Origin of the sequence: Aeromonas sp. R5-4 (genome assembly GCF_040908215.1) — a bacterium.
GTDB lineage: Bacteria > Pseudomonadota > Gammaproteobacteria > Enterobacterales > Aeromonadaceae > Aeromonas > Aeromonas veronii.
The window spans coordinates 107,066-124,750 of sequence record NZ_JBFODG010000032.1 but is presented as its reverse complement, the minus strand read 5'-3'; the positions used below and the strand labels follow the sequence as shown (position 1 = coordinate 124,750).

Sequence of the window (17,685 nt, the reverse complement as noted above, 5' to 3'; positions counted from 1 at the left end):
CAGCCGGCTCGCCCGTGCCGGCTGGAAATTGAAAATCCGTTGGCCCCCTCCTAGCCCTATCTCTCTCTCGTTAAATGTACCCTGTGGAAAACCCTATGAACCCCTTGCAACAACAGATCTCTCAACTCATCGAACAGGTTGGTCACAGTGTGGTCGGCCAGTCCCATGTGATCCGCGCCCTGGTCATCGGCCTGCTGACCAATAGCCACGTGCTCCTTGAAGGTTTGCCCGGCACCGCCAAGACCCGCTCGGTCAAGGCGCTGGCAGAAGCCCTCAATACCAGCTTCGGCCGCATTCAGTTCACCCCCGATCTGCTCCCCTCAGATGTAACCGGCACCGAGATGTATCAGGAGCGTGACGGAGCCCACCAGTTGCGTTTCCAGCCAGGCCCCATCTTCAACAGCATCGTACTGGCCGATGAAGTAAACCGCGCCCCCGCCAAGGTACAAGCGGCGCTGCTGGAGGCGATGGCCGAAGGCACCGTTACCGTCGGTGACAAGAGCCATCGCTTGCCCGAGCTCTTTATGGTGCTGGCCACCCAGAACCCCATCGAGCAGGAGGGGACCTACCCGCTGCCAGAAGCCCAGATGGACCGTTTTGCCCTCAAGGTCTCGGTCGCCTACCCCGATGAAGAGACAGAGCTTGCCATCATTAGGCTGATGCGAACCGAAGAGCGCGGTACCCGCCAGCAGAACGAGGGGTTCGCCCCCCTCTCCCCTGAACTCATCTTGCAGGCCAGATCAGAGCTCTCGGCCATGACGGTCTCACCGCTGGTGGAGCACTACATCATTGCGCTGGTCATGGCGACCCGACACCCCGATCGCTACCCGGCTACCGGGCTGCCACAGTGGATTGCGGTCGGCGCCAGCCCCCGCGCATCCATTGCTCTGGACAAGTGCGCCCGCGCCTATGCCTGGCTGCAAGGGCGCAACCATGTGCTGCCCGACGATGTGCGCGCCATGGTGCCCAGCGTGCTTGGCCACCGCTTTACCCTCAGCTATGACGCGCTGGCAGATGGGGTGGATCACCAGCAGGTGGTGATGACTCTGCTCGATCACGTCGTCATCGGGTAAGCGATACCATGACACCTCGCTCCTTATCCCATGACAGGCTGACACAGTGCGGGCAACCGCCCAGTGGTGACCCCCGCATCCACTGCGACTACCTGACACTGGTCCGGCTACAGGGGCTGGTCGGCCAGTTTTCACTGCTGCCCCGGCCAAACAGCGGCAACCAGCTGTGCGGCCGCCACCCGTCACGCTTTCGCGGCCGTGGGCTCAACTTTGAAGAGCTGCGCCACTATCAGCAAGGGGATGATATTCGCACCCTGGACTGGAAAGTGACCCTGCGCACCGGCCGCCCCCATGTGCGCAGTTATAGCGAAGAGAAAGATCGTCACGTGATCCTCTGCGTTGATCAGCGCAGTTGCATGTTCTTCTCCTCGGTGGAGGTGATGAAGTCGGTGGTGGCCGCCGAAGTCGCCGCCCTGCTCGGCTGGCAAGTACTCAAAGAGAGCGATCGGGTCGGGCTCGCCATTTTGCACTGCGATGGCGTGGCGTGGCTGCGCGGCCAGCGCTCCCGTGGCCACTGGTTGGCAGGACTGCGCCAGCTCTGTGCCGCCAATCATGCTCTCTCGGCCACCAGCCGCGACAGCGAGGCGACCGGTATGGCCCCCCTGCTGGCGATGCTGGGCCGCCTCAAGTTGAAAAATACCACCCTGATCTTTCTTAGCGACTGGGCAGGCGTCACCGAGGCCGACCTGACCCGCCTCGGTTACTTGCAACAGCACAACGATGTGCTGGCACTGCACATCGCCGATCCCCTTGAGTCGACCCTGTCGACCAAAGCCGCTGGCGCCAGCTGGGTAGTTGGCGATGGCCAGTACCAGCTCAATATTGCTCCCCACCAGATCCCTGTGCTGGATCAGGGGCTAGCCCGCCAGCAGCAGCTGAAAAAAGAGCAACTGCTGCGACTGATGGCCTTCAAGGGATTGCCGCTTATTACCCTCGACACCGGTGGCCACCACCTCGCCCGCCTCATTACCGCACTGGGAGGAGATCACTGATGAACCACAAGCTGCCCGGCACCTATATGCTGCGCGAATTGCAGGACGTGACCGTACCACCCACCATCAGCTGGCAACCGCAAACCGCAGGCTGGCTGCTGCTGGCGCTGAGCCTGGGGGCGCTGGCGCTGCTCTGGCTCTATCACCGGGCACAGCGCTGGTGGCAGCAGCGTTACCGGCGTGAAGCGCAGGCGGCCCTGCGCACGATCAACTGGTCTGATGCCGGGGCCAGTCTGGCGCTGTTTCACCTGATCAAGCAGGTGTTGACCCACCTAGATCCCCGGCACGGCAAGCTGTTTGGCATGGCGTTGCTGCAGACCCTCGACAATGCCATGGCGGATAGGCAGCCCCGTTTCGCGACCGAACTGGGGGAGCGCTGGCTGGTATCGCTGGTCTGTGATCAGGTGGTGCTAAGCGTCAGTGATCAGCTCTGCCTCGTTTCCCTCTGCAACGACTGGCTTGCCCACCACCAGACTCCAATACAAACAGCCTCGTTGGCGACGGAGGCCCATCATGCTTGATGCAGGTCTCGAGTTTGCCCACCCCCACTGTTTCTGGCTGCTGCCCCTGCCGTTGCTGGTGTTTCGCCTTATTCCGGCCTATCGCACTCGGCAAAGTGCCATCAAGGTGCCCTTCTTCGACCTGCTGATCGGTCTGCTGGATGAGCCGCCGCGTGAGGGGGCAACCCAGCTAACTGCCAGCTGGTGGCAACGGATCGCCCTGATCACCGTTTGGCTACTGGCGGTGCTGGCGCTGGCCAAGCCCACCATCTATGGCACGCCTCAGGTACGCGAGCGGTTCGGGCGGAATGTGATGATAGTGCTGGATCTCTCCGGCTCCATGGCAGAGACCGACTTCTCCCCCGACCCCGGCAAGTCCCTCAGTCGGCTCGACGCCGCCAAAGAGGTGCTTAAACAATTTGCTGCAACGCGCGAAGGAGATCGGCTCGGGCTCATCCTGTTTGGGGATGCCGCCTTTCTCCAGGCGCCGTTTACCGCCGATCTCGACACCTGGCAAACCCTGCTGCAGGAGACCGATGTCGCCATGGCGGGCCAGAGCACCCATCTGGGGGATGCCATCGGTCTGGCAATCAAAGTGTTCAACAACAGCGATCGCCATGGGCAACAAGACCAGAACAGCGCCAAGCGGGAGAAAGTCGCCATCATCCTTACCGATGGCAACGACACCGGCAGTTTTGTCAGCCCGCGGGATGCGGCCCGGGTAGCCGCGGTCAACGGTGTGCGGCTGCATACTATCGCCATGGGGGATCCGGCCACCGTCGGCGAACAGGCACTCGATCTCGATACCCTGCAACAGTTGGCGACCCTGACCGGCGGCCAGTTGTTTCAGGCTCTTGATGAGGCGCAGCTGACGCGCGCCTATCAGGTGATCGGTGAGCTGGAGCCACAACGCTACGAAAGCACCCGCTTTCAGACTCGCGAAAGCCTGCACCATTACCTCATCGCCATCAGCGTCGTCCTCTATCTCACCCTCTTTTCCCTGTTGACCCTCAGGCGCTACCGCCTGCGCACTGCTCTCTCAGGAGACACGCCATGATGGATCCTCTCTACTGGCAGCAGCTCTGGCTGAATGCCCACTTTCTGCGCCCCTGGTGGCTGCTGGCCTTGCTCCCCCTTGTCGCCATCCTGCTGCTGCGCTGGCACATGGATGAAGCGAACAACTGGCAACAGCGGCTGCCGCCCCATCTGCGCGAGGCGCTGACGCTGGGGGACACCGGCTGGAAAAAGAACCTGCCCCTCAAGGTGCTGGGGCTGTTGATGGGGCTGGCCATCCTGATCTGTGCAGGGCCGACCTGGAGCCGTGAACCCTCCCCTTTTGGCGAAGATCAGGGCGCCCTGCTGATCCTGCTCGATAACAGCGACTCCATGCTGGAAACGGATATCGCCCCCAACCGGTTGACGCGGGCCAAGCAGAAGATCAGCGATCTGCTGGCGACCCGCGATGGCGGGCGCAACGGGCTGGTGGTCTTTGCCGGCTCGGCCCACACCGCCATGCCGCTGACCCGTGACAATGCCGTCTATGACCCTATCCTCGCCGCCATCCGTCCCGAGATCATGCCTAAAGCGGGCAAGCGCACCGAACAGGTGATCCCGCTGCTCACCGAACTTCTGGCCGATGAGACCGGCAGCACCGTTTTGCTGGTGAGCGATGGCATCAGCCCCTCCGCCATCGCCCCCTTGGCTGACTATTTCCGTGGTCAATCCCGTCAGCTGCTGATCCTGGCCGCTGGCGACCCGGCCCTGAGTGGCAAACGCCCGCTGGAGCTTGCCTCACTACGGCGACTGGCCAGTGACAGCGATGGCACCCTGCTCACCATGACGGTGGATAATGGCGACGTAGATCGCATCAACCGGGGGATTGAACGCAACTTTTTGATCCATAACGACTCCCTGATGCCCTGGCAGGACATGGGTTACTACCTGCTCTTTCCGGTCGTCGCCCTGCTGCTGCTCTGGTTTCGCAAAGGCTGGCTGGTGCAGTGGGGTCTGGTGGCAGCCATCGGTCTCTCCCTGTTACAGACGACGCCTGCGCAGGCCACCACCTTCTCGCTGGCGCCCGCAGAGCCGACAGAGCCTGCGATCAATCACTGGGCAAAGGAGCTGAAACAGCAGTGGTTCAACCTCTGGCTCACCCCAGATCAGCAGGGGCAGTGGTACTTCCAGCAAGGGGACTATCTGGAGGCGGCTAAACACTATGAAGATCCCTTCTACAAGGGGGTGGCCTACTACTATGGCGCCGAGTTTGCACTGGCCCAGTCAGCATTCCTGCAAGCCGACTCCGAACAGGCTCTGCTCTATGCCGGCAATGCTCTCGCCAGACAGCGTGAGTATCTGGCCGCCCGCCGGCTGTTCCGGAAACTGGCTGACGAGGCCAGCGACCCGAGCGTGCGCCAATCAGCCGCCCACAACTATCAGGTGATGAGCGGGATTGTTGACGAGATCAACCGCGCCAGTCAGAGCCAGACCGGCACGCCGGATGGACCTGATCACTCCAGTGAACTGCCCGATGATGAGCCACGCAGTGCCGACGGGGCGGAAGAGACAGTGGCTTCATCCCTGATGGCGCGCGAAACCCTGACCGCAGATCAGATCCTGGCCAATCCGGCGCAGGCCGAAAAGTGGCTGCGCCGGGTGGAGTCTGATCCCGGTGACTTCCTGCAAGCCAAATTCCGCCTCCAGCTACAAGCGCAGCAAACGGGCGCAACCGCCCGTCCTCGTTCTGCCACCCACAAGGAGCCTACCCATGTGCAACCGGCACAATAAACTCCGCCACTGGCTGTGCGGATATGTGGCGACCGCTACCCTGCTCGGGGCCGTGCTGCTCACGGTCGAAGCACAGGCTGCCGAGGCTTCTGATGCGACTGACGCCACTCAAGTAACCCTCAAGAGCTGGCTGAAAGATCAGGGGGAGGAGAAGCGCCCCTATGCCGTCAACCAACAGATCACCCTCTATCTGGAGCTGGCGACCAACCGCTGGTTTACCGCGGGTACCCGCATCGGCCAGTTCGAGCTGCCGGGGGTCATGGTCAAGCAGCGCAGCGAGCTGGCGACCAACTTCACCCTGCGCCGCGATGGCGAGACCTGGTCACATCAGCGCTGGGAGCTGACGCTCTATCCCCAGCAATCCGGCCAGTTCGAGATCCCCGCCATCGCGGTACGGGCCACCGTGGCGCGCCCTGAAGGGGGCTCCCGGCAGATCACCCTTACCACCCACCCTCAGCGTTTTGCCGCCGCTCTGCCCGACCCAGCCCTGACGGTCGGCGGGCGTTGGCTGAGCGCCAGCAATCTCACCCTGAGCCAGCGTTGGCAGCGCTCTGCGGATGACCATGCTGACGGCGAGCTGCGGGTGGGGGATGCTATCACCCGAACTGTTACCGCCAACGGACAGGATACCCTCTCGGTGCTGATCCCGCCGCTGATCACTCCGCTTGCAAGCGATGGACGGGTACAGGCCTATCCGGCGCAAGCCCGACTGAACGATACCCAGGAGCGGGGGGAGTACCTCTCGACACGGGAAGATGAGACTACCTATATCTTGCAGCGAGGTGGTGAGTTGACCCTGCCCGCGCTGGAGCTTGCATGGTGGAACAGCCAGACTGGCCAGCTGCAAACCCTGACCCTCCCTGGGCAGACCCTGCAAGTGCGACACACTCCCGCCTCCTGGCTGGCGGCCTACTGGCATCGGTTGCTTGGAGTAGCCGGTGGTGTAGCCCTGTTGGTGCTGGCGCTCCGGGCTATAGCCCGTTACTACCGCCACCACCCTCGCCCGCTCGGCTGGCAATATGGGGCCGCCATCTGGTGCAGGCAGTGGGGGGCGGTGCGGGTACTGGCCTATCGCTATCTGCGGGCCAAGAGGGGTTGGCTGGAACTGAGCCGTGTCAGTTCCGATCCGGCTTGGCAGCAACAACAGGCTGTATTCCAGCAAGATCCCCTTGAGCGGGCTGATGCGCTCAGGATGGGCTGGCGCCTGCTGGTGCGCCTGCAAAGGCGACGGGGCACCTGTCTTGGCAACATCCGTTCACGGTTGGGCCACATTATCGGCTGGCAAGCGGCCCTGCCGGAATTGCCCCCCTGACTGGCAAACCGACCTCAGCGGATCAATCATCCTGCAACGCAAACAGATAAATAAAGTGCGCCACGCAGCAACCAACCCCTGCACTGGTTGTCCCACTTTGCCCACTTCATTACACTGCCAAAGTGGGATACCAGCTGGCTGCCACGCCACCTGACTGGCGTGGCAGGTTCTCCCCTCCGGCTACCCGGCAGTGCCAAGGCAGTGTGATTTTTCCACGAACATGTAACGAGGCCTCTCTTGTTAGACATCAGAAGTACCGAGTTGAACCTGATCCCGATCTTTGTCGCGATCTATGAAGAGCGCAGCCTCTCCCGGGCGGCGACACGTATGGAGATCAGCCAACCCGCCGTCAGCAAGGCCCTCAAGCGACTGCGGGAGATCTACGGTGATCCTCTGTTTAATCGCAAGGTCGTGGGGATGGAGCCCACCTCGTTTGCCATCGACATCTATCCGGCGATGGCGGCCGCGCTGAAAAACTTCAGCTCGACCCTCTCGACCTCGCGCACCTTCAATCCGCGCACTTCCCAGCGAGTCTTCTCCATCGCCTGTGTCAGACTGGTCAGCGCCCAACTGGTTCCGGCGCTGCTGTGCAAGATCCGGGCACACGCCCCGGGTATTTCGCTCGAGGTGCATCCCCTCTTTACCGAGGATATGGAGAGTGACCTGCGGATGCAGCGTTATGATCTCATCATCGACATGACCCAGAGCGGGCGCAGCATGCTCAAGAGCGAGGTGCTCTATGGCGAGCAGGTGAAGGTGGTGTGTGCCAGCAACCACCCGCGACTGGGCAGCAACTTGACGGTGGAGGCCTATTTTACCGAGGAGCATGTGGCGTTGGCCCAGTGGCAGGTCAGAGGCAGCATGATCACCGCCGAGCACCTGCCGCAAATGGCCAACCGCAATATCGTGGTACGGGTGCCGACCGCCATGGAGATGCTGCCCATCATTGCGTGCAGCGAAATCATCGGGGTTTTGCCCACCTCCATCATAAATACCTTTGCCGGCATGTATGATGTACGGGTACTCCCCTTCCCCTTCGAGGAATCAATATTCAGCCTGTCGGCCATCTGGCATCCCAGCCGGACCACCGAGGCGGGCCACCGCTGGCTGCGCCAGCAGCTGTTCGAGGTGGTGAGCGAGCTGGGGCTGGCCACCTCCATCGATCAGCCCTAACGGGCATCACGCACCAGTCGCAATCCCATGTCAGCCATCATCACCGACTGGCTGGCAAAATCACGCCGGAAATTTTCAGACAATTCAGCCTCATAGGCGTAGCTGCCGCCTCGCACCGACTTATGGGCGAGGTGGCTCTTGCTCTCCTGGGCATTGTTCGGGTTCTCTTGAGGACTATGGCGATAGAAGGTCTCTTCATAGGCATCAGCCACAAACTCCCCCACATTGCCGGTCATGTCGTATAGCCCCAGCTCGTTGGGCTTTTTCAGCCCCACCGGATAGGCGCGATTCTTGGCGTTGCCGCTGTACCAGGCCACTTCATCAATCTGATCGGAGCCGCTGTAACGATAGCCTTTACTCAGCTTGCCCCCCTTGGCTGCATACTCCCACTCAGCTTCGGTGGGCAGGCGGTAGTGAGCGCCGGTCAACTCATTGAGCCTTGTCACAAACAGATTGGCCTGTTGCCAGCTGAGGTTGTTGACCGGTACCTCCGGTGCCTGGAAATAGCTGATGGAGGGGCCCATCACCGCTTCGAACAGGGCCTGGGTCACCTCGAATTTTGCCATGTAGAAGCTGTTGAGCGAGACCGCATGCTGCGGCCCTTCGCTCGCTTTGGCGCTAGGGTCGTTGGAGCCCATCTCAAAACGGCCCCCTTCCACCAGCACCATGTCCGCTTCAATCTTCTGTCGCAGCGGATGGAGCGGCTGGTTGCCCTGTTTGACCGAGAGGGTGCAGCCGGCCACCAGCAGGGTGGTCGCCAGCAACGGAATTGCGAATTTGAGCGGTATGATTGTCATAACCTGACCTGTGCAGTAAGAGAAGTGGCAGCCATCACTGGCCAGCAGAAACCGGCGGCGTGCTCGTCTTGCTCGCGCGCTTGCTATTGAGCTCGGCCAGCACCTCGGGGGGCGCTATCTTGCCAAGTTCACTCATGCAGGTGTCGCTCTTGGGGTGATCGTGGCGAAGGTAGATATCACACACCGCATAGAGCTGCTCCGGCGCGCCGGAGATCCGGTAGGCAAGCTCGAACGAGCCGATGGCTTTCTCGAGATCCAGCGGCTCTTGCAGCACCCCGTTGAGATACCAGAAGTAGCTGTTATTGCCAGCGAGCTCCGCCGCCTGTGCCATGGTGACTGCCGCTTCGCTCTTCTGATCGAGGCGCACCTGGGTCAGCGCCTTGGCGTAATGGAAGTTGGCATTCTGTGGCAGCGCAAGAATCCCCTTGTTGAGCAAGGCCAGTGCCTCGGCATCCCGTTGCTGGGCCCGCAAGTTGTCAGAGAGACCAAGCCAGATCAGGGGATTATCGGGCTGATTGGCCAGCAGTTGTTCGTAGCTTGCCTGCGCCTTGTCCCACTGCCGGGTCCAGCGATAGAGATCTGCCTGCAACAGCTGCTGCGCAGGGTCCTGCTGCCGGGCGAGATACTCGCTCAACTCCGCCAGCGGCTGGCCAATGGCGCTCAGTTGCCCCTCATTCATGGCGCCATAATCGCGAGCCAGATTGAGGGTAGCGGCGCGGCGAACCTCGGCACTGCTGTCATCCAGCAGCGGTGAGAGCAGTCGCCAGCGGTGCGCAAACTGATAGGGATCGGCGGCAATCACCGCCGCTTCGCGCACCAAGGCGTGCTCATCACGCAGGCTTCTGGCCACCGCCACCAGACTGTTCTGGTTCGGATAAGCAGCCAGCTGGCGCAGGGCATCGGCCCGCTCCACCGCTGGCAGGGAGATATCCTGCGCACTGTAGGCCCACTGCTGGATCTGGGCGTCTGAGGGCGCAGTGACTGCCACGGATGCGGTGGGTGCCCCATTCGCTGATGAGGTGACCGGCGGCGCAGGGCTGGCTACCGCCAGCGCTGCGCCAGACAGGGTCATGCCAAGGGCCAGCCACAAGGCGCCCATGGTGCCGGAGCGGGTGTGACGGAACTCGTGGCGACTCAACATGCTCTGCATCGCTTATTTCCTCTGACCATGTGTCATGACGCCGTTATTCATCCCCGCATCACGATACTTGCCATGGGCCACAGGGTAACCGGCACGGCGCAGGATATAGGCCATCGACTGATCGATATGGCTGAAAAACTTGTACCAACCGGCACAGAGGTAATTCAGACCTGCCTCCCCTTCGTGGGTGCGAATAAAGCGGTTCTTCGGGCACTCCCCATAGCAGGCAAACTGGTAGTCACACTGCTGGCATTGGCGGGTCAGGCTGCGCGATTTGGCAAAGCCGAACGCTTGCTGGGCGGGCGAATACGCCAGCTCACTGAGCGGCTGATGGTGGATATTGCCGATCTTGTACTTGGGATAGACATAGTGGTCACAGGCAAACACATCGCCGTTGGGCTCCATCGCCAGCCCCTTGCCGCAAATCTCCCCCAAGGTACAGAGGGGGTTCTTGCGTCCCATCCAGGTCTCGACACTCGCCTCGAAATATTGCACGAAGACCCGCCCCAGATCCTGCTGCACCCACTCATCGAAAATGGTGATGAGAAAATCCCCCCACCCCTCAGCCGAGACGCACCAGGGCTCGACCACCGAATTTTTATGCCAAGGATTGAGGCGCTTGTCCCCCTGCTTGAGTTGCTCCTGCGGTTGCCAGGTCTGGGGCGCGGTGGTGCGAAAACCCTTCTGCTCGACGATGGGGATAAACTGCATCTGGGGCGACTTCACCTCATCACGCAGGAAGCGATAAACCTCCAGCGCATTCTTGCTGGTGAGGTTGTTGACGCAAGTCAGGGTGGCAAACTTCACCTTGTATTTGTGCAACAGCGCCACCGCCGTCATCACCTGATTGAAGGTACCGCGCCCGGCTCGGTTGACCCGATAGGCGTTGTGCAGCAACTCGGGGCCATCGATGCTCAGACCGATGAGAAAGTTGTTGGCGGCCAGAAATTCACACCACTCATCGTTGAGCAGGATGCCGTTGGTCTGCAGATCGTTGGCGATCACCACCCCTTGCGGCTGGTATTTGCGCTGCAACTCGACCACCTTGCGAAAATAGTCGAGCCCGAGCAACGTCGGCTCGCCCCCCTGCCAGGAGAAGATGATCTCGGGGGTATTCTGCCCCTCGATATATTGGCGGATATAGGTCTCAAGGGTCTGCTCGTCCATCTGGGGCGAGCATCCCTTCTTGTATTCCAGCAGATCCTGCTTGCTCAGGTAGTAGCAGTAGGTACAGTCGATGTTACACACGGCCCCGATAGGTTTGGCCATCACATGCATCCGTTTGGATGCCTTGCCGTTGAACTGTGGACCCTGAGTAATCACCATAACTGCACCACCTGCAAAATTGCTGTTTTGAGGCCTGCAGTCTAAAGGCTCCCGCTGTCACACGCTGGTTATACCCCTTATAACCAGCGGATATGGGACCAGGCTAACATTCTGATGTCATAAAAAATCATCGCATCCTACGAGATAAATTGGTCGTATAGTCCCGGTGAGCAAGACAGAAGTGCCTAAGATATCGGGAGCAACCGCCCAATAAACCGCCACCTGCACGGCTCGCCCTTCGTTCTGCCTGCGCTATGGTTTACCATGCACGCAATTGTGGTGCCTGGCACCGCCCACCCAGGCGCTAGCCGCCGTCATCGGATACCTCATCTCGAGCAACATGAGCAAAACAGCACACGCGGGCAACGAGCCAACATTCTACTTCCACGACTACGAGACCTTCGGCATCAGCCCCGCCAAGGACAGGCCGTCGCAGTTTGCCGGTATTCGTACCGATGCGGATTTCAACATCATTGGCGAGCCACTGGTGATTTATTGCAAGCCTCCGGCAGACTACCTGCCAGATCCGGAGGCGTGCCTCATTACCGGTATCACGCCGCAAAAGGCGATGAAGGACGGGCTGTGCGAGGCGGATTTCATTCGCCAGATCCACGAGCAGTTCGCCACGCCGAATACCTGTGTGCTTGGCTACAACAGTATCCGCTTCGATGATGAAGTGACCCGCTACACCCTCTATCGCAACTTTTATGACCCCTATGCCTACAGCTGGCAGAACGGCAACTCCCGATGGGACATCCTCGACATGCTGCGGGCCTGCTATGCCCTGCGGCCGGAGGGGATCGAGTGGGCCTTTGATGATGAAGGCAAACCGAGTTTCCGGCTGGAGAAGCTGACGGTCGCCAACGGCGTCGCCCACGCCAATGCTCACGATGCACTCTCTGACGTACTGGCCACCATCGAGATGGCCAAGCTGGTGAAAAAGGCCCAACCCAAGCTATTCGGGTACCTGTTTGACCTTCGCAACAAGAATAAAGTGAAGGCGCTGATTGACGTGGTGACCATGAAGCCGCTGGTGCATGTCTCCGGCATGTTCTCCCCCTGGCAGGGTTGTGCAAGCTGGGTCTCGCCACTTGCCTGGCACCCCACCAACCAGAACGCGGTGATCATGGTGGATCTGACCCGTGACCCCACCCCGCTCATTGAACTCTCCAGCGAGGAGATCCGCGAGCGCCTCTACACCAAGAAAGAGGAGCTGGGGGATCTGGCGGGCATTCCGGTCAAACTGGTACACATCAACAAGTGCCCGGTGCTGGCACCGGCCGCCACCCTGACGGCGGAGCGCGCCGACGAGCTCGGCATCAATCGGGAGCAGTGCCGCAAGAGCCTGGACCTGCTGCGCGCCCACCCCGAAGTGCGGGAAAAACTGGTGGAAGTATTCAATCAGGAGTTCGCCGGCAGCAATGAGAGCGATCCCGATACCCAGCTCTACGCCGGATTCTTTGGCCATGGCGACAAGTCCACCATGGATCTGGTGCGTGCCACCCCCGCGGATCTGCTGGGTGAGCGGGAGTTCGCCTTTACCGACGCCCGGCTGCCGGAGATGCTGTTCCGCTACCGCGCCCGCAACTGGCCGCACACCTTGAGCGAAGCAGAGCAGAAACGCTGGCGCCTGCACTGCAGCGACTACTTCAGCCGTCGTCTGCCGGACTACGTGCCCCGTCTCGAGGCACTGGCCGAGCAGAACCAGAGTAACGAACGGAACTTTGCGATTCTTAAGAGTCTCTACCACTATCTGGAAGATTTATGAGTTGTGAGTAGTTTCACAATAAATTCTTCCCGCCCGTCCCCTTCTTCAGGTCATAATGACGAAGGGGATTTCCCCAAAAACCAATATCTTGCAGCATCCTGAGCGGATGTCTCCCAAGCAAGAGATCTCTTTGGCCGAACGGAAGCCATTTGCTGATGCCTCGTCACCACGCACTGCTCGGATTACTGGCCCTGCTGCCGCTGGCAGCCAACGCCGCATACCGGTTCGATGTGCCGGATTATCTTGCTCGCCTGCCCGAGCAGACCTATCGCATCGTAGAACAGAACTTCAATACCCTTTATCAGCAGACTGATTTCACTCCCCTGATCACCAACAGCTACTTCAACGGTTCCCATCTCTACAAGTTTGTCGGGGTACCGCTGGCCATCAGCGCACAGTCAGGTTTCCAGCTGGAGGTGTTTGGTCAGGTCTATAACCGCGCTTCGCAAGCCTATATGCACCTGAGCGAGGATATGTCCCTCTATCGGGTGATGCGGGTCGATCTGATGGGGAACCCCAATGATCAGCTGGCCATCGGTTTTGGTCTGGGGGTGCCCATCACCCCGTTGCTGACCCTCAAGGCGATCGCCTCCGGCAGTGACATCCCGGGCTATGGCTCCGCCAAATACGCCATCGGTTTTGAGTGGCGTTACTGAAAAACGTGGCTGATAACCGCTGATTGAAACAATTCAGGCTCCGTGATGGAGCCTGAATTGTTTATGGTGACGCTGTGATCAGGTGTAGCGGATCACCCGCCCCTCGCCCCCTTGCAGGGTGACAGCCGTACCGACTGCCTGTCCCTGCCAAAAATCGGTTCCCCCCTCCGGCAGCAGAAACTCCTGTGGTTGCCCCTCCCAGTTGAACAGGCAGAGCAGAGTGCCGCCCTCGGGCAGGCTCACTTCGCCGCAGGCAAAATCCATCGACTCGAAGCGGGCAGAGGGTGCCCGGGCGGCGCAGAGCGCCAGCAGCTTGCACAGTTGCGCAGCCTGCTCCTCATCGAGATCTTGCAGCCGATCACCGGCCAGCATCATGCCGCCGCTCGCCACCAGTGCAGCCAGATGAAAACTGTATTCAGCCTGGCTCGCCTGCTGGGTCGGCAGATCGCGCAGACAGATGCAGTCGGGATCGAGGGCCCAGAGCTTGTCATTTTGCCAGGCGCGGCAGAAGGCCTCGCGGGCGATCTGGCGATAGCGGTGGCCATTGCGCTCCACGTCATCGCTCACCCGCATGCCGTGCACCAGACCAAGGCTTGGCCAGATGGGGGCGTTGCAACCGAGCAGGAAGGCCCCTTCACCAGCACCACGCAGAATGGCCGCCATGCCGCGTCGATAGGCTTCAACCCGGGTGGCGGCCGGATCGTGGAAACGGCCACCGTGGATGGCGCCCCAGAAGTTGGCATCGAGCTTGAAGTAGTGGATGCCCCACTGCTCGCGCAGGGTACGAAACACCTGCTCAAGGTGCGCTTGCACCTCGGGGTGGGTGCCGTCCAGCACATACCAGGGGGTGCAGCGCCAACCGCCATAAGTCACTCGTTCGGAAGGCAGCGGCAGACCGTCATCCCCCTTCACAAACCAGTCGGGATGATCCTGAAACACCTGCGAGCTTGGTTCGGCAATAAAGGGAGCGACCCAGAGGGCGGGCTCGCAGCCAGCCTGTTTGATCTCGGCAGCCAGTGAAGCAACGCCTTGCTCGAACTTGGCCGATGGTGTGAGCCAGTCGCCCATTTTGGCCTGATAGCCGTCGTCGATCTGCACATAACGCAGGGCCGGGAAGCGCTCGGCACGCACCTGCAGGTTCTCGCGAATATCGGCGGCACTTACCTCGGCGTAGTAGTGATACCAGGAGCACCAACCGCTCGGGCGCTCACTCACCTTGCCGATCAGCGAGCCGTGCTCGACCTCGATCAGCCGTGCCAGCTCGGCCAGCAGCTCCTCGCGCTCCGCCCCTTCGAGGCAGATCAGCGCCTCGCTCTGCCAGTACCCACCGGCCGCAAGTTTTCGCCCTTCGCAATTCATCAGGATCTGCAAGCGACCATCCGGGTAGAGGCGAAACTCCCCGCCAAAACGGTGGCAGCTGGCAAAGGCGAGCAGCAGCCACCCCTTGCCATGCTCCATCAACAACAGGTTATGAATGGTGTGGTAGCCATTGTCATCGGTGATGCGATAGATGCTGGCATCGGGGCAACGGCCGACATGTTGTGGTGATTGCCAGCTGCCCATGGTCTGGGCCAGCATCTGGAATCCTTCGCCATAAATGGCGCTCTCCACCGGCAGGCCAAGCTTGCCATCAAACAGCACCCAGCGCTCAACCGGGGTGGCATCAGCGCCGGTGTTGTCGAGTCGCACCCGACACAGGGGCCCTTCCCACTGACGGGTTTGCAGCAGATGGGGTGGCAACGCAGTATCGTTCGCCATCTGGCGAACTCGGAACAAGAGGGATGTCATCACTACTCCTTGTAGTTCGAAAAGGGTTCTATCAGACAATTTTCAAAAATTGCCAATCAAATCAGCTTCAAACGAACTGATTTCAGTTGTTATTGTTTTAATGCCGCGACCCGACCTCTCTGGTAAACTGCGATTTTTCTTCCCAGTCGATGAGGTTCACGTGATCGCGCAACGCGCCTTGCTGTACTTTCGTGACTTTATGGTCATCGTCGCCTGCCTGCTGGCAGGCAAATCCGTGGCAGCCATCCTGCCGTTTGCCTTTCCCGGCAGCATCATCGGCATGCTGCTGCTGTTTGTGCTGCTCTCCCTGCAACTGATCAAGCTGCACTGGGTTGAGCTGGGGGCAGGCTTGCTGCTGCGCCACATGGGTGTGCTGTTCGTGCCGGTTGCGGTCGGACTGGTGGCCTGGCTTGAGCCCCTGCGCCAATCCTTCGGCGTCATCATGCTCTGCATCGTGCTCGGGATCGTGCTGATCCTCGCCACCGTCGGTCGGCTCTACCAGAGGATGAACAAATGATCTTCTGGCTAGCGATCCCTCTGACCTTGGCGCTCTATTTCGCCACCCGCGCCCTCTATCGCCGCCTGCCCTGGCCCATCATCAACCCTGTGCTGGTGCCGACCGCGGTGATCATCGGCCTGCTGCTCTGGTTTGATCTGCCCCTTGAGCAGTACGAGCGCGGCAGCAGCCCCATTACCATGCTGCTGGAACCCGCCGTAGTGGCGCTGGCGCTGCCGCTCTATCAGCAGGCACGCCAGATCCAGGCCAAGCTCAAGCCCATCCTAATCTGTACCCTCGCCTCCGTCTTGATCTCGGTGTGCACAACCCTGCTGATCGGTCATTTTATGGGCACAGATCCGGCGCTGCTCGCCTCATTGGCGACCAAATCCATCACCACCCCGCTCGCCATGAGCGTCAGCCAGTCCATCGGCGGCATTCCCGCCATCGCGGCCGCCGTGGTAGTCGTGGTGGGGATTGTCGGTGCCCTGATCGGCTACCCGCTGCTTAAAGTGTTCAAAGTGACCGATCCGGAAGCGCAAGGGCTCGCGATGGGGGCCTGTGCCCACGCCATCGGCACAGCTACTTCCGCCGAGAAGGGGATCACCCAGGGGGCCTTTGCATCGCTCGCCATGGTGGTGTGCGGGATCCTCACCGCTGCCGTCGCCCCGCTGCTGTTTGCCATCTATCACTGGCTGATTTGATCGTAGTGTTGACTACAGACTGCCCACCGATTGAGCACCCCGAGGGGCCTGCTGGCCTCTCGGGGTGCGACCTGCCGCACAATTTGCACAAGACAAACGTTTCCATTACCATCCCCCTCCGTTTGCCCGTCAGGGTGTGAGCCTGCTCACACATTTACCCGAGCTTGCTCCCTACAATGGCCGCCCAATTGGCCTTTGAGGACACACTATGCATCCCCGTTTTGCCAAGCCATTCGATACTCTCTCTGCCCCGCTCAAAGCAGCCGTGCAGCCCATGCTGGATAGTGCCGACTTCAATGCCCGCTTCACGCCGGAGCAAGTCGCCACCCTGAAAGCCGCCACAGGTCTCGATGATCGCGCCCTGCGCCTCGCCCTGTTGCCGCTGGCAGCCGCGTGTTCGGTGGCGCCCATCTCCAAGTTTTATGTCGGTGCCATCGCCTGTGGCCTGAGCGGCACCTGGTACTTCGGTGCCAACATGGAGTTCGCGGGGCAAGGTCTGTTCCACTCGGTCCACGCCGAGCAGTCCGCCATCTCCAACGCCTGGCTGGGTGGCGAGACCGGGATCTCTGAAATCACCGTCAACTACACCCCCTGCGGCCACTGCCGTCAGTTTATGAACGAGCTGAGCACCGCCAAGATCCTGAAAGTCTCTCTGCCCGATGACTTGAGCGCCCTGCAATCCTTCCTGCCCCACTCGTTTGGGCCGGCGGACCTCGATATCACGGATGCGCTGATGAGCCCGCAGGATCACGCCGAGCTTGAGCTTCAAAGCGAAGACCCGCTGTGGCAAGCCGCGCTGGCCGCCGCCCGTCAAAGCTACGCCCCCTACAGTCAGGGCTATGCCGCGGTGGCGCTGCAATTTGCCGATGGCCGCATCTTCTCTGGCCGCTACGCCGAGAACGCCGCCTTCAACCCCAGCCTGCCGCCGATGCAGATGGCCTGCGCCCATGCGGTGCTTAACGGCGAAGATCTCGCCACCATCCGCCGCGCCGTGCTGCTGGAGAACAAAAACGGCCAGATCAGCCAGCGTGACTCCGCCCAGTCCACCCTCAAGGCACTGGGCTCCGTCGAGCTGGAGTATCAGGCGGTCTGACCCCGGCTTTGCGCCGATAAACGAAAGCCCCCGCACCTTGGTGCGGGGGCTTTTTTGCTGGGCCGTTTAACCGGGAGCGACC

Annotated in this window: 16 protein-coding genes; 12 read left to right on the top strand and 4 right to left on the bottom strand. The window is 60.8% G+C overall.

Translation table 11 applies throughout. From position 1 onward, the window contains the following. Positions 1-95: 95 nt before the first annotated feature. The 7 genes from AB5Y83_RS16980 to AB5Y83_RS16950 all read left to right on the top strand — a co-directional run bounded on the left by AB5Y83_RS16980 (position 96) and on the right by AB5Y83_RS16950 (position 7,834). Positions 96-1,073, top strand: a complete 978-nt coding sequence (locus AB5Y83_RS16980) for an AAA family ATPase (RefSeq protein ID WP_368175595.1) — start codon at positions 96-98, stop codon at positions 1,071-1,073. 8 nt (positions 1,074-1,081) lie between these two features. Then, entirely contained in the window at positions 1,082-2,065 is a 984-nt protein-coding gene (locus AB5Y83_RS16975) for a DUF58 domain-containing protein (RefSeq protein ID WP_368175594.1), read from the top strand. Then, the gene (locus AB5Y83_RS16970; RefSeq protein ID WP_042082087.1) at positions 2,065-2,586 is read left to right on the top strand and encodes a DUF4381 family protein; all 522 of its coding nucleotides are present in this window, start codon (positions 2,065-2,067) and stop codon (positions 2,584-2,586) included. Before AB5Y83_RS16975 ends, AB5Y83_RS16970 begins: the two co-directional genes overlap by 1 nt. Then, positions 2,579-3,622, top strand: coding sequence for a VWA domain-containing protein (locus AB5Y83_RS16965; protein ID WP_368175593.1), 1,044 nt, complete (start codon positions 2,579-2,581; stop codon positions 3,620-3,622). The genes AB5Y83_RS16970 and AB5Y83_RS16965 overlap by 8 nt, the downstream gene beginning before the upstream one ends. Continuing rightward, a complete protein-coding gene (locus AB5Y83_RS16960; protein WP_368175592.1) occupies positions 3,619-5,349 on the top strand; it encodes a VWA domain-containing protein in 1,731 nt (576 codons plus the stop codon). Before AB5Y83_RS16965 ends, AB5Y83_RS16960 begins: the two co-directional genes overlap by 4 nt. Further along, a complete protein-coding gene (locus AB5Y83_RS16955; protein WP_368175591.1) occupies positions 5,330-6,661 on the top strand; it encodes a BatD family protein in 1,332 nt (443 codons plus the stop codon). Before AB5Y83_RS16960 ends, AB5Y83_RS16955 begins: the two co-directional genes overlap by 20 nt. A 237-nt stretch (positions 6,662-6,898) precedes the next feature. After that, the gene (locus tag AB5Y83_RS16950) at positions 6,899-7,834 is read left to right on the top strand and encodes a LysR family transcriptional regulator (protein WP_368175590.1); all 936 of its coding nucleotides are present in this window, start codon (positions 6,899-6,901) and stop codon (positions 7,832-7,834) included. Here AB5Y83_RS16950 and AB5Y83_RS16945 read toward each other — a convergent pair. The 3 genes from AB5Y83_RS16945 to AB5Y83_RS16935 are packed head-to-tail and all read right to left on the bottom strand — an operon-like array spanning position 7,831 to position 11,098. Then, complete coding sequence (locus AB5Y83_RS16945) at positions 7,831-8,631, bottom strand: formylglycine-generating enzyme family protein (RefSeq protein ID WP_368175589.1); 801 nt, start codon at positions 8,629-8,631, stop codon at positions 7,831-7,833. The genes AB5Y83_RS16950 and AB5Y83_RS16945 overlap by 4 nt on opposite strands. A 34-nt stretch (positions 8,632-8,665) precedes the next feature. Next, a complete protein-coding gene (locus AB5Y83_RS16940; RefSeq protein ID WP_368175588.1) occupies positions 8,666-9,781 on the bottom strand; it encodes a tetratricopeptide repeat protein in 1,116 nt (371 codons plus the stop codon). Positions 9,782-9,784: 3 nt separating this feature from the next. Beyond that, positions 9,785-11,098 carry an anaerobic sulfatase maturase gene (locus tag AB5Y83_RS16935; RefSeq protein ID WP_368175587.1) on the bottom strand — a complete coding sequence of 438 codons (1,314 nt, stop codon included), beginning with the start codon at positions 11,096-11,098 and terminating at the stop codon, positions 9,785-9,787. A gap of 340 nt (positions 11,099-11,438) precedes the next feature. Here AB5Y83_RS16935 and sbcB point away from each other — a divergent pair, with 340 nt between their 5' ends. Then, a complete protein-coding gene (gene sbcB, locus AB5Y83_RS16930) occupies positions 11,439-12,866 on the top strand; it encodes an exodeoxyribonuclease I (RefSeq protein WP_100647259.1) in 1,428 nt (475 codons plus the stop codon). Positions 12,867-13,021: 155 nt separating this feature from the next. Then, positions 13,022-13,522: a hypothetical protein gene (locus AB5Y83_RS16925; RefSeq protein WP_167569808.1), complete on the top strand. Its 501-nt coding sequence runs from the start codon at positions 13,022-13,024 to the stop codon at positions 13,520-13,522. 78 nt (positions 13,523-13,600) lie between these two features. Here AB5Y83_RS16925 and AB5Y83_RS16920 read toward each other — a convergent pair whose 3' ends face one another. Next, on the bottom strand, positions 13,601-15,310 hold the full coding sequence (locus AB5Y83_RS16920) for a glycoside hydrolase family 36 protein (protein ID WP_368175586.1): 1,710 nt from the start codon (positions 15,308-15,310) through the stop codon (positions 13,601-13,603). A gap of 160 nt (positions 15,311-15,470) precedes the next feature. Between AB5Y83_RS16920 and AB5Y83_RS16915 the strand changes: the two genes are divergently transcribed. From AB5Y83_RS16915 to cdd, 3 genes are all read left to right on the top strand, one after another. Further along, positions 15,471-15,827, top strand: a complete 357-nt coding sequence (locus tag AB5Y83_RS16915; protein ID WP_005333279.1) for a CidA/LrgA family protein — start codon at positions 15,471-15,473, stop codon at positions 15,825-15,827. After that, positions 15,824-16,510, top strand: a complete 687-nt coding sequence (locus AB5Y83_RS16910; RefSeq protein WP_368175585.1) for an LrgB family protein — start codon at positions 15,824-15,826, stop codon at positions 16,508-16,510. The genes AB5Y83_RS16915 and AB5Y83_RS16910 overlap by 4 nt, the downstream gene beginning before the upstream one ends. Before the next feature lie 208 nt (positions 16,511-16,718). Next, on the top strand, positions 16,719-17,603 hold the full coding sequence (cdd, locus tag AB5Y83_RS16905) for a cytidine deaminase (protein ID WP_005333283.1): 885 nt from the start codon (positions 16,719-16,721) through the stop codon (positions 17,601-17,603). Positions 17,604-17,685: the final 82 nt, after the last annotated feature.

Excerpts from the sequence above, each read along its gene's own strand:
- AB5Y83_RS16980 (WP_368175595.1), top strand. The coding sequence starts at position 96 with ATGAACCCCTTGCAACAACAGATCTCTCAACTCATCGAACAGGTTGGT.
- AB5Y83_RS16975 (WP_368175594.1), top strand. The coding sequence starts at position 1,082 with ATGACACCTCGCTCCTTATCCCATGACAGGCTGACACAGTGCGGGCAA.
- AB5Y83_RS16970 (WP_042082087.1), top strand. The coding sequence starts at position 2,065 with ATGAACCACAAGCTGCCCGGCACCTATATGCTGCGCGAATTGCAGGAC.
- AB5Y83_RS16965 (WP_368175593.1), top strand. The coding sequence starts at position 2,579 with ATGCTTGATGCAGGTCTCGAGTTTGCCCACCCCCACTGTTTCTGGCTG.
- AB5Y83_RS16960 (WP_368175592.1), top strand. The coding sequence starts at position 3,619 with ATGATGGATCCTCTCTACTGGCAGCAGCTCTGGCTGAATGCCCACTTT.
- AB5Y83_RS16955 (WP_368175591.1), top strand. The coding sequence starts at position 5,330 with ATGTGCAACCGGCACAATAAACTCCGCCACTGGCTGTGCGGATATGTG.
- AB5Y83_RS16945 (WP_368175589.1), bottom strand. The coding sequence starts at position 8,631 with ATGACAATCATACCGCTCAAATTCGCAATTCCGTTGCTGGCGACCACC.
- AB5Y83_RS16940 (WP_368175588.1), bottom strand. The coding sequence starts at position 9,781 with ATGCAGAGCATGTTGAGTCGCCACGAGTTCCGTCACACCCGCTCCGGC.
- AB5Y83_RS16935 (WP_368175587.1), bottom strand. The coding sequence starts at position 11,098 with ATGGTGATTACTCAGGGTCCACAGTTCAACGGCAAGGCATCCAAACGG.
- sbcB (WP_100647259.1), top strand. The coding sequence starts at position 11,439 with ATGAGCAAAACAGCACACGCGGGCAACGAGCCAACATTCTACTTCCAC.
- AB5Y83_RS16925 (WP_167569808.1), top strand. The coding sequence starts at position 13,022 with ATGCCTCGTCACCACGCACTGCTCGGATTACTGGCCCTGCTGCCGCTG.
- AB5Y83_RS16920 (WP_368175586.1), bottom strand. The coding sequence starts at position 15,310 with ATGACATCCCTCTTGTTCCGAGTTCGCCAGATGGCGAACGATACTGCG.
- AB5Y83_RS16910 (WP_368175585.1), top strand. The coding sequence starts at position 15,824 with ATGATCTTCTGGCTAGCGATCCCTCTGACCTTGGCGCTCTATTTCGCC.
- cdd (WP_005333283.1), top strand. The coding sequence starts at position 16,719 with ATGCATCCCCGTTTTGCCAAGCCATTCGATACTCTCTCTGCCCCGCTC.